Genomic DNA, 15,559 nt, shown 5'->3' with positions numbered 1-15,559 from the left:
ACCCCGCCGACACGGCACTCCCCCACAGGGCCATACTGGCTAGGTACATTCGGAGCAAGATCCGCCTCAAGCGACCGGCGGGGGAGCATGCATATCGTGATCATGGGATGTGGGCGTGTCGGTTCCACGCTGGCGCACATCCTGGAGGACAGCGGCCACTCGGTCGCCATCATCGACCGGGACCCCCAGGCGTTCCGCCGCCTGCGGGCGGGGTTCCGGGGCCGCCGGGTGACCGGCGTCGGCTTCGACCGCGACGTGCTGGAGGAGGCCGGGATCGAGTCGGCCGGCGCCTACGTGGCGGTGAGCAGCGGCGACAACTCCAACATCATCTCCGCCCGGGTCGCCCGAGAGACGTTCGGCGTGGACAACGTGGTGGCCCGGATCTACGACTCCCGGCGCGCCGAGGTCTACCAGCGGCTGGGCATCCCCACCGTGGCCACGGTCCGCTGGACCGCCGACCAGATCCTGCGCCGGGTGCTGCCCGAGGGCGCCGAGCCGCTGTGGCGCGACCCCACCGGGACCGTCGTGCTCGCCGAGGTGACCTACCACCCGGGCTGGATCGGCACCAGGACCAGAGACCTGGAGGCGGAGGCGGGCACCCGCACCGCCTTCATCAACCGGATGGGTGAGACCCTGCTGCCCAAGAGCGACACCGTGCTGCAGGAGGGCGACATCCTGCACGTCATGGCGGCCGGGAACGACATGGACCGCATCAACAAGGTGCTGTCCGCGGCTCCGGAGGAGAGGCACTGATGCGCGTCACCATCGCGGGTGCGGGGGCCGTCGGCCGGTCCATCGCCGCCGAACTCCTGGAGAACGGCCACGAGGTCCTGCTCATCGACATCGACCCCAAGGCCATCAAGATCGACACGGTGCCGCGGGCGGAGTGGCTGCTCGCCGACGCCTGCGAGATCTCCTCGCTGGACGAGGCGAGCCTGGCCGACTGCCACGTGGTCGTCGCCGCCAGCGGCGACGACAAGGTCAACCTCGTCGTCTCCCTGCTCGCCAAGACCGAGTACGGCGTGCCCCGCGTGGTCGCCCGGATCAACCACCCCAAGAACGAGTGGCTGTTCAACGAGTCGTGGGGGGTGGACGTCGCCGTCTCGACCCCGCGTCTGCTGAGCGCGCTGGTGGAGGAGGCGGTGAGCGTGGGAGACCTGGTCCGGCTGATGACCTTCCGCCAGGGCCAGGCCAACCTGGTCGAGCTCACGCTCCCCGAGGACGCGCCGGTCGTCGGCCACCGGGCCGGGTCGGTGCCGTGGCCCACCGACACCGCGCTGGTGGCGATCCTGCGCGAGGGCCGGGTGCTGGTGCCCAGCGAGGACGACCCGCTGGAGGCCGGCGACGAGCTGATGTTCGTGGCCAACCAGGAGGTCGAGGAGGAGCTGGCCCGGCTGCTGTCCCCGCGCGCGGCGGGCTGAGCCGCGCGACACGGGAACGGCCGCGGTACGAGGACGGCCGCGGTACGGCGTCGCCGTACCGCGGCCGTTTCCGCGTTCCGGGGAGCCCGCGAGGGGGCACCGGTGTCTGGACTGAGGAACGCAGCCGCGGAGCGGCGGAGTGACGAGGGAAGACACCGGACCCAAGCCCCCGAGCCGCGACGCGCAGCGTCGCCATGAGCCCGCGAGGGTCAGGAGGAGGCGGTGGGGCGGGCCGGGGTCCGGCCCCTGGTCAGCAGCCACACCATCGCGGCGAGGCCGGCGATCTGCAGCGGCCAGCCCATGACGATCTTGAGGATGCCCAGCTCGGCCACGGCGTCGTTGCCGCCGATGAGGTAGACCGGCAGCTGCACGGCCACCCGGACCGCGCACGGGATCAGCAGCAGCCAGGTGAGCCTGGAGCAGAGCCGCACCACAGCCGGGTCGGCGCGCCAGCCGGTCGGGTCGCCGGTGACCGACCCGATCAGGAAGCCCACCACGGGCCACCGGGTGACGATGGACAGCAGCATCGCCACGGCGTATCCCGCGTTGTAGAGGATGCCCGGGAGGTAGACGTCGCGGGCCTCACCGGTGCGGGAGGCGAAGAACGCGCCGATCCCGATGCCGATGAGGCTGTTGACGACGAACTGCGGCGTCGAGCGCTGCGCCAGCCGCACCACGAGCAGCACCACCGCCGCCGCGATACTGACGGTCAGCGACTGCCGCAGGTCGGAGGTGATGACCCAGGCCAGGGTGAAGACGATCGTGGGCACGGCCGCCTCGACGACGCCCCGCGCCCCGCCGAACGCCTTGGCGAGCTGGACGCGGATCGCCGCCTCGACGGTGTCGTGCGCGGTGGCCTCCGCGGACGCCGTCGAACCCTGCTTCGCGGCCCCGGCGGAGGGGTCAGGGGTGGTCATCTTCTGGTTCACCGCTCCGTGCTCGTCGATGGGTCACGCACCGCCCGCGGGACGCAGCTCGTAGCGCGGGTTGAACATCACCTTGCGGCCGTCCTGCACGCTGACCAGCCCCTCGGCCAGGACCATGCGGCCCGGCTCGATCCCGGCGATCTTCCGGCGGCCGAGCCAGATCAGCTCGACCACGTCGGAGCCGTCGTAGAGCTCCGCCTCCAGCGCCGGGGCGCCCCCACGGGGCCGCAGCGTCACCGTGCGTAGTGTACCGGTCACGCAGAACCTGCGGCGCCCGGCACAGGAGACGATGGGGGTGGCGCCGTGCCGGTCGAGGTCCTGCTGGAGCTCATCGGCCTCCAGCTCCTCCTGACTCGTGGTCAGCCGCCGGAAGAAACTCCGAAACCCGCCCTGTTTATGCGGTTCCTGAGAACCCACGACCTCTCCTTCACATACGTGTTGCAACAGCGTACGCGATCCGGTGGGTCAACGGATCTCGGCGATCTCGGGCCCCCGTTCGAACGGCCGGAGGTCCCGGCCGTTCGGAGCCTCGGCCTGCTGCTCCATGGCCTGGCGGGCCTCCGGGGGCAGCCGCAGCTCGATCGGCTCCTTCGGCACCATCGGCTCGTCCCCCCGGACGACGACGATGTCGCGGACCACGTCCTCCAGGGTCTCGGCCACCCCGGCGTCCGTCGCGGCGCGCCCGCTGACGACCGCCCGCAGGAACCAGCGCGGGCCGTCGACGCCGATGTAGCGGACCGGCTGGGCGACCCCGTCGGCGGGGACCCGGGCGTCCAGCTCGACGCCGAACGGTCCCTCCTTCTCCTCGGCGGTCCCGCCCGCGGCCTTCACGCCCGCGGCCAGCTCGGCCCGGACCTCGTCCCAGATGCCGCTGCGCTTGGGCGCGGCGAAGGCGTGTATCTGCAGGGCGCTCTCCTCGAACAGGATGACCGCGCCGACGATCTGCTCGCCGGCGAGGTTGAGCTGCACCTCGAACCCCTGGTCGACGGGCAGCCGCAGGCCGCCGAGATCGACCCGCTCCCGCTCGGGGTAGGCGTCGGCGGCGTCCCACGGGCCGGACCCCCTGGCCGGCCCCCCTGTGGTCCCCCTGGGCTCCTCGGTCCGCGCGAACTCCTCGGCCGGGACCGGGGACTCCTCACGACGGCGACGTCCGAACACTTTCCTCACGCTCCTTGAAGTCTCGATGCGGCGGGCCACCGGCCGGTCGCCCGCCGGCTCTCAGCGGCCGGTGGAGCCGAAGCCCCCCGCGCCGCGCGCCGACCCCGGCAGCCGGTCCACCTCGTGGAACACCGCCCTGGCGACCCGCTGGACCACCAGCTGCGCGATGCGGTCCCCCCTGCGCAACCGTACGGCCCGCCCGGTGTCGGTGTTGAGCAGCGTCACCCTGATCTCGCCACGGTAACCCGCGTCGACGGTGCCGGGCGCGTTCACGATCGTCACGCCGTGCTCGGCCGCCAGGCCGGAGCGCGGGTGGACGAAGGCGGCGTAGCCGTCGGGCAGCGCGATCGCCACGCCGGTGCCCACGGTGGCGCGTCCGCCCGGCGGCAGCTCGACGTCCTCGGCCGCGCGCAGGTCGGCGCCGGCGTCGCCCGGGTGGGCGTAGTCCGGCAGCGGCAGCCCGTCGTCGACGCGGCTGATCAGCACCTCGACCTTCTCGCTCACGGGTTCACCTCGTAGTCGTGATGCTCGTCCAGGAGGGTCTGGGCGTCGCCGTGCTCGGCGAAGTGCTCCATGCCGACCTCGACGAAGAGGGCGGCGGCCCGTACGGCGACCGGTCCGTCGGCCGAGCCGATCCGCCCCTCTGCTTCAAGGTACGCCTTCCGGCCCGACACCCCGGTGCACCAGGCCCGGAGGTGCAGGGTGGTGCCGACCGGGACCGGCGCGAGGTAGTCGGTCTCCAGCCGGGCGGTGACGTAGGGGCGGCGGAACAGCCAGATGGACATGCCGATGACCTCGTCCATCGCCGTGGCGAGCACGCCGCCGTGCGCGAGGCCCGGGGCGCCCTGGTGGGCCTCGGCGACGGTGAACTCGGCGACCACCGTCTCCCCGTCGGGCGTGACGGCCTTCAGGTGCAGGCCGGTGGGGTGCCGGTCGCCGCAGCCGAAGCAGCGGCTGTAGTGGGAGCCGAGCGGCTCACCGGGGCCGGGGGCGCCGGAGGCCGGCCGGGGGCCGGCCGCTCCGGGCGGAGGGGTCGTCAGGGCTGAACGGGTCACGAGGCAGAACGTTACCGCCTGGGCTGCGGCGACTCCTCATTCACCGGGTCCTCCCCCGCCGGCCCGGCGTTCCCTCTGGCGCCGGAGGGAACGGTCCTTTCCGGCGATCCGGACTCCCCGGCCGCGCCGGACGATCCGGCCGGTGTGTCCCCGGCCGGGCCGGACGCGGCCGGCGGGGTCCGCGGACCCTCGGCCCCCTCGGCCTCCCCGGGCGGTTCGGGCGGTGGGGCGGGTGGCAGGGCCGGTTGGTCACCGGTCAGCGCGGGCAGCGCCCGGTAGAGCACCGCGGCGATCGGCACCGCCACCGCGGCCCCGGCGATGCCCGCCACGACGCCGCCCACGGCCAGCACCAGGATGATCGCCAGCGGGTGGAAGTCGAGCGCCCGGCCGACGATCAGCGGCTGGAGCACGTGGTTCTCCAGCTGCTGCTCGATCACCAGGATCCCCACGAAGATCAGGGCGTAGAACAGGCCCTTGGCGCCGAGGGTGACCAGGGCCGCGACCGCCCCGGCGAAGAGGATGCCGATGAGGGGGATGAAGCTGGCCATGAAGATCAGCACGGCGAGCGGCGCCCAGAGCGGCACGCCCATCCCGGCGAGCACGATGCCCATGACCACGCCGTGCACGGCGGCCACCGCGACCGTGCCGTGCACGTAGTGCGACAGCGTGGTCCAGGCGGCGCGTCCGGCCCGGTCGACGCGGGGCGCGACGGAGCCGAACGCCTTCAGGAGCCACGACCAGATCCGGGCGCCGTCCTTGAGCAGGAAGAAGGTGACGAAGACCACCAGCACCAGGGAGGCCAGCACCTCCACCGCGACCGTGGCGCCGGTGAGGACCGTCTGGGTGATCTGGTTACGGCTGGCGCTGAGCTGGTCGGTGAGGCTGTCGATCCAGGTGCTGATCTGGTTGCGCTGCAGGTGCAGCGGCCCGCTGTACAGCCAGTTCTCCACGTCCTTGATCGTGGATCTGAGCTGGTCGATCACCCGGGGGAACTCTTCGCTGGCCCGCAGCCCGATGAACCAGCCGACGCCGGCCAGCACCGCGAGCGCGATCAGCATGGTCAGCCAGGTGGCGTAGATCGGCCGCATCCCCAACGCCCGGAACCTGCTGGTGAGGGGGTGCAGCAGCGCCGTGAGCAGCAGCGCGACCGCGACCGGCAGCACCACGATGTGCAGCATCACGATGAACTGCCAGAAGTAGAAGACGGCCCAGCCGATGATGATCAGGCACAGGCTCCAGGCCGCCAGCCAGAGCAGCGTGCGTGGCACCAGATGGGTCAGACGTTCCCGGTCGGAGATCACGCATTCCAGACTGTCACGTCACGGCCTGCGGCGCGCATGGTCAACGCCCGGAGTCGGAAGGGACGGGTCAAGGAACGGCAAAGGGGAGGCCCGGCGGGACACCGGGCCTCCCCTCGCGGGCACCGGATCAGCGTTCTCCCGGCGGCCGGGAGATCACTCTGTCCTCGAGGTAGCAGTTGCAGCTGCCGCACCCTGGCGTCATGCGCCGTCCTCCCCTCGCCTGCCCTGACCTGTCCGCACCTCGACCGTACGGCAGGACCGCCCGACGCGGGGGACAGATTCCCGTGGGCTCAGGTGAGGACGACCTCCACCGTCAGGTCGCCCTCGGCGGCCTCCAGCACGAACTCCTCGACGGCGCCCGCGCCGCACAGGTCGTCCTGGGCCTGCCGCACCAGGTCGGCCTGGGCGCCGGTGACGGTCAGCCGGGAGACCTCGGCGCGCATCGAGAGCCTGGCGTCGGACTTGGCCTTGCGGACGCGGCCGAGGACCGCCGCCACCGCCGGCAGCAGGTCGGGCAGGCCGCCCGTCTCGCGGGCCTCGGGCCAGGCCGCCCGGTGCACCGAGCCCTCGCGCCACCAGGACCAGACCTCCTCGGTGACGAACGGCAGGAAGGGCGCGAACAGCCGCAGCAGGACGTCGAGGGCCTCGCGCAGCGCCGCGCGGGCCGAGCGGGCGGGACCGCCCTCGCCGTAGGCGCGGTTCTTGACCAGCTCCAGGTAGTCGTCGCAGAACTCCCAGAAGAACCGCTCGGTCCGCTCCAGCGCGCGGGTGTAGTCGTAGGACTCGAACGCCTCGGTGGCCTCGCCGACCACCTGCGACAGGCGGGCGAGCATCGACAGGTCCACCGGCTCGGTGACCTCGGCGGCCCCGCCGTCCTCCCGCCCGTCCCCGGCCTCGCCCAGGCCCAGGATGAACTTCGAGGCGTTCAGGATCTTGATCGCCAGGCGGCGTCCGACCTTGATCTGCCCGACGTCGAACGCGGTGTCGGTGCCCGGCCGGCCGCTCGCCGCCCAGTAGCGGACCGCGTCGGAGCCGTACTGCTCCAGCAGGCCCAGCGGGGTGACGACGTTGCCCACCGACTTGGACATCTTCTTGCGGTCGGGGTCGAGGATCCAGCCGGAGATGGCGGCGTTGCGCCAGGGCAGGGCGCCGTGCTCCAGGTGCGCGCGGACCACGGTGGAGAACAGCCAGGTCCGGATGATCTCGTGGGCCTGCGGGCGCAGGTCCATCGGGAAGACCTTGCCGAACAGCTCGTCGTCGATGCCCCAGCCGCCCGCGATCTGCGGGCTCAGCGAGGAGGTGGCCCAGGTGTCCATGACGTCCGGGTCCGCGGTGAAGCCCCCCGCCTTGCCGCGCTGGTCCTCGGTGTAGCCGGGCGGCACGTCGCTCTCGGGGTCGATGGGCAGCATGGACTCCTCCGGCAGGATCGGCCGGAGGTGGTCGGGCTCGCCCGCGGCGTCGAGGGGGTACCACACCGGGATCGGCACGCCGAAGAACCGCTGCCGGGAGATCAGCCAGTCACCCGCCAGGCCCTCCACCCAGGACTCGTAGCGGACCCTCATCCGTTCCGGATGCCAGGCCAGCTCCCGCCCGCGCGCCAGCAGCGCCTCGCGCAGCCCGGCGTCGCGCCCGCCGTTGCGGACGTACCACTGGCGGGTGGTGACGATCTCCAGCGGGCGGTCGCCCTTCTCGTAGAACTTCACCGGGCGCCTCACCGGCCGGGGCTCGCCGTCCATCTCGCCCGACGCCCGCAGCAGCTCCACGACCCGCTCCCGGGCGCCGTGGACGGTCCGGCCGGCCAGCTCGCCGTACGGCCCGGCCGGGACGCCGGCGGGCGGCTCGGGCAGCAGCCTGCCGTCCCGGCCGATGACCGGGCGGGTGGGGAGGTTCAGCTCGCGCCACCAGGTGATGTCGGTGACGTCACCGAAGGTGCAGACCATCGCGATGCCGGAGCCCTTGCCCGGCTCGGCCAGGTGGTGGGGCAGCACCGGCACCTCGACGCCGAACAGCGGCGTGACGACGGTGGCACCGAACAGCGGGCGGTAGCGCTCGTCGTCGGGGTGGGCGACCAGCGCCACGCAGGCGGGCAGCAGCTCGGGCCGGGTCGTCTCGATCCAGACGCGCTGCCCGGCGGCCGGGCTCCCGGGGGCGGCGGTGAAGGCGATCCGGTGGAAGGCGCCGGGGTGCTCGCGGTCCTCCAGCTCGGCCTGGGCGACGGCCGTGCGGAAGGTGACGTCCCACAGCGTGGGCGCCTCGGCGAGGTAGGCCTCGCCGCGGGCGAGGTTGCGCAGGAATCCGCGCTGGGAGGCGGCCCGCGCGCCGCCGTCGATGGTGGCGTAGGTCAGCGACCAGTCGACCGACAGGCCCAGGCGCCGCCACAGCTCCTCGAACGCCTTCTCGTCCTCGATGGTGAGCCGCTCGCACAGCTCGATGAAGTTGCGGCGCGAGATCGGCACCTGCCGCTTCGGGTCGGGGTCGGCCGGCGGGCGGAAGGCGGGGTCGTAGGGGATGGAGGGGTCGCAGCGCACGCCGAAGTGGTTCTGCACCCGGCGCTCGGTGGGCAGGCCGTTGTCGTCCCAGCCCATGGGGTAGAAGACCTCGCGGCCGCGCATGCGCTGGAAGCGGGCGATCGCGTCGGTGTGGGTGTAGGAGAAGACATGGCCGACGTGCAGGGATCCGGAGACGGTCGGGGGCGGGGTGTCGATCGAGTAGATCTCCTCCCGGCCGCGTGACCTGTCGAAGCGGTACGTCCCCTCGGCCTCCCAGCGGGTTACCCATACGGATTCCAGCCCGTCGAGAGTCGGCTTCCCGGGCATGGCCGCATGGCGTGATCGCTGGTGTGTCATGCCTCCCCATGGTATGGCTTCACGCGTCCCCGCGATGGAGAGGGTTAGTGTTCTTCTGCAAAGCGATACAAAGGCAGGGAGCACATGCCGGGCAAAAGCGATAAGCAGCAGCAGGACATGGCGTGGCGGGCCATCGGCGGCCTGGTGGGCCTTGCGACGGCCTTCGTCGCGCGCAAGGCCATCGGGTTCGCCTGGGAGAAGGCGACCGGCAGGAAGCCCCCGATGGACACCGAGTCGCTCGACATCGACCTCAGCGAGGCGATCGGCTACGCCATCGTGATGGGCGTGGGCATGCAGGTGGCGCAGATCATCGCGGGCCGCGCCGCCAGGAAGCGCTACGACGCCTGGAAGGCCGTGAAGACCGCCGCGCGGGACGCCGTCTCCTGACCCGCCCCCGCGCGGCCGCCGTACGGGCTCCCCGCGGGGGAATCCGTACGGCGGGTGCGCGGGCGTCCCGGCCCGCCGTACGGCGGGCGCGGGCGGCCGGGTGCGCGAGGCGGGGCGGACGGGCCGGGGGCGGGGTCAGGACTCCAGGTCGGCGAGGAACTCCTTCGCCCAGCGGTCCACGTCGTAGGTCGAGATCCGGCGGCGCATCGAGCGCATCCGCCGCGACAGGTCGTGCGGCGTGGCCCGCATCGCGGCCAGCATGGCCCGCTTGAGGCCGTCGATGTCGTAGGGGTTGGCCAGGAACGCCTGCCGCAGCTCGTCGGCCGCCCCGGCGAACTCGCTGAGCACCAGCGCGCCGCGCAGGTCGTGGCGGCAGGAGATGTACTCCTTGGCGACCAGGTTCATCCCGTCGCGCAGCGGCGTCACCACCATGACGTCGGCGGCGAGGTAGAGCGCGGCCAGCTCGTCGCGGCCGTAGGACTGGTGCATGTACTGCACCGGCTGCATGCCCAGCTCCCCCTGCTCGCCGTTGATCCGGCCGACCTGCAGCTCGATGGAGTCGCGCAGCCGCATGTACTCCTCGACCCGCTCCCGGCTCGGGGTGGCGATCTGCACGAACGCCGCCTCCCCGGGCTTGATGGAGCCCTCGTGGAGCAGCTCGCCGAACGCCTTGAGCCGCTGGCCGATGCCCTTGGTGTAGTCGAGCCGGTCGACGCCGAGCAGCACGCACTCCGGGTCGCCCAGCTCGGAGCGGATCTCTTTGGCGCGCTCCACGATGTGGGGCTGGCGGACCAGGGAGTCGAACTCGCCGAAGTCGACCGAGATGGGGAAGGCCGCGGCGCGCACCACCCGGCCGTCCTCCAGGTGGATCTCGTTCTTCTGGTGCGCAAGGCCCAGCAGGCGGCGGCAGAGCCGGATGAAGTTGGACGCGCCGCCGGGGCGCTGGAAGCCGACCAGGTCGGCGCCGAGGAGTCCCTCCAGCAGCTCCCGCCGCCAGGGGAGCTGGTAGAACAGCTCGCCCGGCGGGAAGGGGATGTGCAGGAAGAAGCCGATGCGCAGGTCCGGGCGGAGCTCGCGCAGCATGGCGGGGACCAGCTGGAGCTGGTAGTCCTGGATCCACACGACCGCGTTCTCGGCCGCCTCCTCGGCGGCGGCACGGGCGAAGCGCTCGTTGACCGTGCGGTAGGCGTCCCACAGCACGCGCGAGTAGACCGGGGGGGCGACCACGTCGTGGTAGAGGGGCCACAGCGTGGCGTTGGAGAAGCCCTCGTAGTAGAGCTCGACCTCCGACGCCGACAGCGGCACGGGGATGAGGTGCATGCCGTCGTGGTCGAAGGGGTTGAGACGCTCGTCGGGGGATCCGGGCCAGCCGATCCAGGCGCCCTCCCGGCGCTGGAGGACCGGAGCGATCGCGGTGACCAGTCCGCCAGGGCTGCGCCGCCACGTCCCCTCCCCCACCCGATCGACGGGAAGGCGATTTGCGACGATCAAAAACGAACTGCGGCCCCGCACAAAATCCTCCAGATAGTTGGTTTGCTGTAACAACTACCCAGTTGGGGACTTTTTATGACTTAGCGGGAGGGAGTTCGTGGCGGCTTCTCAGGTCGGCGCGTACGACCTCGGCGAGCTTGCGGGTCGCGGCACGGTTGAGGGCGCCGCCGGCCACGGCGCCGGTCAGGAAGGGTCCGAGGGTGGTCAGATGGCGGCCGAGCGTGCGCATCAGCCGGTTGCGCAGGGCGGTCTTGGCCGCCGCGCCGAGGGCGAGGGTGACCGAGCCGGGGGCCATGGGGTCGACGCCGCGCTGCTTGGACCAGGCGTTGACGAACGCCACGGCCCGCTGGGCGCCGTTGCCGGGGATGTGCACGCCGTACACCTCGTGGAGCTCGGCGAGGAGCTTGACCTCGATGGCCGCCACGACGAGGGTCTCGGCCACGAGCTGGGCGGGGGCGGAGAGCAGAAGGGGCGGTGCGGCGAACTCGGCCGCCGCGAGGGCTCCGCCGATCGCGCCGACCGTCATGGTCGCCTTGCCCGCCGTGCGGACCAGGTCGTCGGCCAGGGCCTCGGCGGTGAGCCCGTGATGGTGCTCGGAGAGGGTGGCGAGGTCGCGGATGGGGATCCGGGGGGCCACGGACACGAACACGTCGGCCAGCCAGCGTCCCCGGCCCTCACCCGACGCCTTGGCGTTCTTCGCTCCCGCGGACAGCGCCGCGGACAGGCGGCCGAGCAGCCGTCGCCGCTCGGCGCCCTCAATGTCACCAGGCTCGGTGAGCCTGCCGACGATCTCCGCCACTTCCCGCTCCGGTGCGCCGGTCTTCCCCGCGATCGCGGGGTCCTCCGGCGACCCACCGGTCTTGCCGCTCTTCGAAGTCATGTCGCGGAACCTCCTCAAGGCCGTCCTGGCGCGCACTTACCCTTCCAGGGGAGAACACACCTCGGACAGGCCATCGGAACGATCGTCAGGCCGCGCACTCCCGGCAGATCTGCTGGCCGTTCTTCTCGGTGGCGAGCTGGCTGCGGTGGTGCACGAGGAAGCAGCGCGCGCAGGTGAACTCGTCGGCCTGACGAGGAATCACCCGGAGCGAGAGCTCCTCGTTGGACAGGTCGGCGCCGGGCAGTTCCAGCGACTCGGCGAGGTCGGTCTCGTCGATGTCGATGCTGCCCGAGGACTTGTCCGTACGGCGTGCCTGCAGTTCCTGAAGACTGTCCTCGTTGAGGTCGTCGTCGGTCTTGCGTGGGCTGTCGTAATCAGTAGCCATCGGTTTGCTCCATCCCCCTCATCTCTCTTCTGCGCCGTTCGCGCGTGTAACGTCTGAGAGGCACGACTTGTGCCCAATCCGACGAAGAGACTTTGCATCGGTACCCCGTCGGAATGGTCACTGAACCTCCCCACACGTGAGGTACCTACTGCCCATGGCCATGGTTAGCCGAATATGGCGTAAACCACAGCATCGGCGGTATGAGCCACCGTGTTCGACGGCACATCCAACCACATGTACGGCGTGAGCGAGACGCCCCCCGCCGGATCACCCTGGCTGGAGTCTCACGGTCACCACGAGACCTCCTCCGTCCCTGGGGACGGCGGTCACGTCGCCTCCGTGAGCCCGCACGACCGCGCGCACGATCGACAGCCCGAGCCCGGCCCCCTTGGAAGAGTCGACCCGGTCGGCGTTGAGCCGCCGGAACGGCTCGAACAGGCTGTTCACCTCGTACGCGGGCACGTGCGGCCCCGTGTTGGCCACCTGAACAATCAGGACGCCCTCCACAATTCCCGCCCTGACCCACAAATGGCCGGAGTCGGAGAGATTGTGTTTGATGGCGTTCTCCACGAGGTTGGACACGCACCGCTCCAGCAGCACCGGATCGCCCAGCGTTTCGGCCTTCTGAAGCTCGGTGGAGATCGTCACGCCGGCCGCCTCGGCCACCGGGGCGAGCTGCTCGACGGCGGTACGCGCCACGTCCCGCATGTCCACCGGCTTTCGCACGCTGAGCTCGCGCTCGCTGCGGGCCAGCAGCAGCAGACCCTCGATCAGGCGCTCGTTGCGCGCGTTGACCTCCAGCAGCGTGCGGCCCAGCGCCTTGAGGTCCTCCGACGCCTCCGGGTCGCCCAGCGCGATCTCCAGGACGGTCCGGTTGATCGTCAGCGGGGTCCGCAGCTCGTGGGAGGCGTTGGCCACGAACCTTCGCTGTGTGTCGAACGCCACATTGAGCCTGGTCAGCATCGCGTCGAAGGTGTCCGCCAGCTCTTTGAGCTCGTCGTCGGGGCCCTTGAGCGCGATCCGCTCGTGGGCCAGCGTGCTGCCCGACAGCCTGCGGGCCGTCGCGGTCATCTGCTGGATCGGGCGCAGCGCCCGGTCGGCGACGACGTAGCCGATGACGATCGCCAGGATGCCCACCCCCACCAGGGCGAGGAGCGTACGGCTGAGCAGGGCCTCGCGCGCCTCGTCGATCGCGGCGTGCTTCCACCACAGCCACTCCTGCTGGAAGCGCTGCTCGTAGGCCAGCGGCGCGTCGGGCAGGCTGACGCCGGGCCAGGCCTCGTTGATGGCCCAGCCGACCATCATGTAGATGACGAAGACCAGCAGCATCCCGGCCAGGAAGAACAGCAGGCCGTAGGTGATGGTGAGGCGCCAGCGGATGCTGATCCGGTCGAAGAGCGCCCGCGCCCGCTCCAGCGGGCCGCCGCGCGCCGGGGCGGCGCCGGCCGGCGGCGGCCCGTCCCACACCGGCGGGCCCTGCGGCGGCGGGGCCTGCCCGTTCCGCCCGGGACCGGCCTGTGGCGGCGTCTGCCCGCCCTGCCCGGGACCGGCCTGCGGCGTCTCCTCCTCGCGCCGCGCCCCCCGCGCGGAGTGAGGGCTGATCATCGGGTGGGTGGGAGCGGAAAGACGCGCGTCGTCCCCCGGGACGCCCGAGGGGCGTTCCGCTCCGCCGCCTGCCGGGGCGCTCACAGCCGGTATCCCACCCCGGGCACCGTCTCGATGACCTGAGGCTCGCCCAGCTTCTTCCTCAGGGTCATCATGGTGACGCGCACCACGTTGGTGAACGGGTCGATGTTCTCGTCCCATGCCTTGTCCAGCAGGTCCTCCTGGCTGACCACGGCGCCCTCGGCGCGCATCAGCTCCTCCAGGACCGCGAACTCCTTCTTCGTGAGCGAGATCTCCTCGCCGTTCCTGGTCACCAGCCGCTTGCCCGGGTCCAGGCGGACGCCGGAGCGCTCCAGGACCGGCGGCAGCGCCGGCGCCGAGCGGCGGCCCAGCGCCCGCACCCGGGCGACCAGCTCGATGAACACGAACGGCTTGGCGAGGTAGTCGTCGGCGCCCAGCCCCAGCCCCTCGACCTTGTCGTCGACGTCACCGGAGGCGGTGAGCATCAGGATCCGCGAGGAGGTCCGCTCGGCCACCAGGCGGCGGCAGACCTCGTCCCCGTGGACCTTCGGCAGGTCCCGGTCCAGGACGATGACGTCGTAGTCGATGTAGCCGGTCCGTTCCAGCGCCGCGGCGCCGTCGTAGGCCACGTCCACGGCCATGGCCTCACGCCGCAGCCCCGTCGCGATCGCGTCGGCGAGCACCCGCTCGTCCTCCACCACAAGCACCCGCACGGCTTCTGGTCCCTCCCCGTGACGTCGATGAACAAGCCGCCGGAACGGCCCCCCATTGTGAGCACTCCCCCCGTAAGCCGGCGGTAAGCCCGTTGTCACGATAACCACCGTGCGTGATGTATCCCACATTGAGGTTTAACGCGATGCGAGGGGTGGGTACGGCTGAAGGCCAGTCCCCTGCAGACCCAGTCCTTCATCCCCGCTGAGAAAGAAGGTGAGATGGGCGAGTTCTCCTCCACGATCGAAAATCGCCTCGACCAGGCGTACAAGAACCTCCACGAAGCCGAGTCCACGGGCGATCAGTACCTCGCCGACACCTTCACCGCCGAGATCGAGGATCTCCACCGCCTGGCGACGGACAACGGAGTCCACATCCGGCACTGACGTGATCCGGCATTGATCCGGCACCGATGTGGAAGGAGCCCCCGGCCGACCGGCCGGGGGCTCCTTCACGTCCGTCCCGGACGCGGGCGATTTCAGGCGTCGCGCGCCGGGTCCGGCGGGCGGGACTCTCAGGCGTCGCGCTCCGGGTCCAGCGGCGCCAGCAGGTCGTGCAACTCCTCGAACAGGCCCGGCGCCGCGCAGATCGTGAGCCCGGGGCCGTGCGGCCGGCCGTTCAGCCCGCCGATCCTGGCCCCGGCCTCGACGGCGACGAGACCCCCGGCCGAGTAGTCCCACGCCTGCGGGCCGCGCTCGTAGTAGCCGTCCACCCGCCCGGCCGCCACCGAGCACAGGTCGGCCGCGGCCGATCCGCCCCGCCGGATGTCGCGTACGGCGGGCAGCACCCCGGCCAGCACCTCGGCCTGCACCCTGCGCCGCCCGGCGTCGTAGCCGAACCCTGTGGCGATCAGCGCGCGGTCCAGCGGCACGCCGGTGTTGCAGCGCAGCCGCTCCCCCGCCAGCCACGCGCCCTCGCCCCTGGCCGCGGTGAAGACCTCGCCCCGGGGCACGACGTTGACCGCGCCCGCGACGACCTCCCCGTCGACCTCGACGGCGATGCTGACCGCCCACTCGGGCAGGCCGTACAGGAAGTTGACCGTCCCGTCGATGGGGTCGACGATCCAGCGGACCCGGCCGTCGCCGGTCGAGCCGCCCTCCTCGCCGAGGATCGCGTCGTCGGGCCGGACGGCCCTGATCCTGGTGCGGATCAGCTCCTCCGATGCCCGGTCCAGCGCGGTCACCACGTCGGTCGGGCTGGACTTGGTGGCCAGCACCTCCGGCCGGGCCGGCCGCTTGGCCGTGAGCATCTCCCCGGCCTCCCGGGCGATCTCCTCGGCCAGCTGGGCGAAGGTCACGAAGGTCTCCATGGCCTGCCCCCCTCCTCGTTCACTCGCCGCTCATCCGCTGTGGCCCGCCGTACCGGGGCCGTC

Annotated in this window: 17 protein-coding genes; 4 read left to right on the top strand and 13 right to left on the bottom strand. The window is 71.8% G+C overall.

The annotated features are described in order from the left end of the window. Positions 1–87: 87 nt before the first annotated feature. Together HDA43_RS28080 and HDA43_RS28075 are read left to right on the top strand one after the other, a co-directional pair. Entirely contained in the window at positions 88–753 is a 666-nt protein-coding gene (locus HDA43_RS28080) for a potassium channel family protein (protein ID WP_179826996.1), read from the top strand. After that, a complete protein-coding gene (locus tag HDA43_RS28075) occupies positions 753–1,421 on the top strand; it encodes a potassium channel family protein (RefSeq protein ID WP_179826994.1) in 669 nt (222 codons plus the stop codon). The genes HDA43_RS28080 and HDA43_RS28075 overlap by 1 nt, the downstream gene beginning before the upstream one ends. Before the next feature lie 209 nt (positions 1,422–1,630). Here HDA43_RS28075 and HDA43_RS28070 read toward each other — a convergent pair whose 3' ends face one another. The 7 genes from HDA43_RS28070 to valS form a co-directional block, all read right to left on the bottom strand. Then, the gene (locus HDA43_RS28070; RefSeq protein WP_179828756.1) at positions 1,631–2,338 is read right to left on the bottom strand and encodes a DUF3159 domain-containing protein; all 708 of its coding nucleotides are present in this window, start codon (positions 2,336–2,338) and stop codon (positions 1,631–1,633) included. 33 nt (positions 2,339–2,371) lie between these two features. Continuing rightward, positions 2,372–2,764, bottom strand: coding sequence for an OB-fold nucleic acid binding domain-containing protein (locus HDA43_RS28065; RefSeq protein WP_179826993.1), 393 nt, complete (start codon positions 2,762–2,764; stop codon positions 2,372–2,374). Between the two features lie 48 nt (positions 2,765–2,812). Then, positions 2,813–3,505 carry a DUF3710 domain-containing protein gene (locus HDA43_RS28060; RefSeq protein WP_179826992.1) on the bottom strand — a complete coding sequence of 231 codons (693 nt, stop codon included), beginning with the start codon at positions 3,503–3,505 and terminating at the stop codon, positions 2,813–2,815. A 60-nt stretch (positions 3,506–3,565) separates the two neighbouring features. After that, the gene (gene dut / locus HDA43_RS28055; RefSeq protein WP_179826991.1) at positions 3,566–4,009 is read right to left on the bottom strand and encodes a dUTP diphosphatase; all 444 of its coding nucleotides are present in this window, start codon (positions 4,007–4,009) and stop codon (positions 3,566–3,568) included. Continuing rightward, positions 4,006–4,560: a PaaI family thioesterase gene (locus HDA43_RS28050; protein WP_179826990.1), complete on the bottom strand. Its 555-nt coding sequence runs from the start codon at positions 4,558–4,560 to the stop codon at positions 4,006–4,008. The genes dut and HDA43_RS28050 overlap by 4 nt, the downstream gene beginning before the upstream one ends. 11 nt (positions 4,561–4,571) lie before the next feature. Then, positions 4,572–5,861 carry an AI-2E family transporter gene (locus HDA43_RS28045; protein ID WP_179826989.1) on the bottom strand — a complete coding sequence of 430 codons (1,290 nt, stop codon included), beginning with the start codon at positions 5,859–5,861 and terminating at the stop codon, positions 4,572–4,574. 290 nt (positions 5,862–6,151) lie between these two features. Beyond that, the gene (valS, locus tag HDA43_RS28040; RefSeq protein WP_179826988.1) at positions 6,152–8,707 is read right to left on the bottom strand and encodes a valine--tRNA ligase; all 2,556 of its coding nucleotides are present in this window, start codon (positions 8,705–8,707) and stop codon (positions 6,152–6,154) included. A gap of 84 nt (positions 8,708–8,791) precedes the next feature. On the opposite strand from valS, the gene HDA43_RS28035 reads away from it, so the two are divergent. After that, positions 8,792–9,094 (top strand): DUF4235 domain-containing protein, encoded by a 303-nt coding sequence (locus HDA43_RS28035; RefSeq protein WP_179826987.1) that lies wholly within the window; start codon positions 8,792–8,794, stop codon positions 9,092–9,094. Between the two features lie 135 nt (positions 9,095–9,229). Here HDA43_RS28035 and HDA43_RS28030 read toward each other — a convergent pair whose 3' ends face one another. The 5 genes from HDA43_RS28030 to HDA43_RS28010 all read right to left on the bottom strand — a co-directional run bounded on the left by HDA43_RS28030 (position 9,230) and on the right by HDA43_RS28010 (position 14,189). Continuing rightward, complete coding sequence (locus HDA43_RS28030; RefSeq protein ID WP_179826986.1) at positions 9,230–10,606, bottom strand: alpha,alpha-trehalose-phosphate synthase (UDP-forming); 1,377 nt, start codon at positions 10,604–10,606, stop codon at positions 9,230–9,232. 52 nt (positions 10,607–10,658) lie between these two features. Then, positions 10,659–11,465 (bottom strand): hypothetical protein, encoded by an 807-nt coding sequence (locus tag HDA43_RS28025; protein ID WP_179826984.1) that lies wholly within the window; start codon positions 11,463–11,465, stop codon positions 10,659–10,661. Between the two features lie 85 nt (positions 11,466–11,550). Next, positions 11,551–11,850, bottom strand: a complete 300-nt coding sequence (locus HDA43_RS28020) for a DUF4193 domain-containing protein (RefSeq protein WP_179826982.1) — start codon at positions 11,848–11,850, stop codon at positions 11,551–11,553. 267 nt (positions 11,851–12,117) lie between these two features. Further along, a complete protein-coding gene (locus tag HDA43_RS28015; RefSeq protein WP_179826980.1) occupies positions 12,118–13,455 on the bottom strand; it encodes a sensor histidine kinase in 1,338 nt (445 codons plus the stop codon). 80 nt (positions 13,456–13,535) lie between these two features. Then, positions 13,536–14,189: a response regulator transcription factor gene (locus HDA43_RS28010; RefSeq protein ID WP_179826978.1), complete on the bottom strand. Its 654-nt coding sequence runs from the start codon at positions 14,187–14,189 to the stop codon at positions 13,536–13,538. 219 nt (positions 14,190–14,408) lie between these two features. Between HDA43_RS28010 and fliE the strand changes: the two genes are divergently transcribed. Continuing rightward, the gene (fliE, locus tag HDA43_RS28005; RefSeq protein WP_179826976.1) at positions 14,409–14,573 is read left to right on the top strand and encodes a flagellar hook-basal body complex protein FliE; all 165 of its coding nucleotides are present in this window, start codon (positions 14,409–14,411) and stop codon (positions 14,571–14,573) included. A 128-nt stretch (positions 14,574–14,701) separates the two neighbouring features. On the opposite strand, the gene HDA43_RS28000 is transcribed toward fliE, so the two are convergent. After that, on the bottom strand, positions 14,702–15,496 hold the full coding sequence (locus HDA43_RS28000) for an inositol monophosphatase family protein (protein ID WP_179826975.1): 795 nt from the start codon (positions 15,494–15,496) through the stop codon (positions 14,702–14,704). Between the last annotated feature and the right edge of the window lie 63 nt (positions 15,497–15,559).

The sequence above is a fragment of the Streptosporangium sandarakinum genome (genome assembly GCF_013409935.1).
GTDB lineage: Bacteria > Actinomycetota > Actinomycetes > Streptosporangiales > Streptosporangiaceae > Streptosporangium > Streptosporangium nondiastaticum.
Note: the sequence above shows the minus strand (reverse complement) of the source record. Positions and strands in the feature narration are given on the sequence as shown.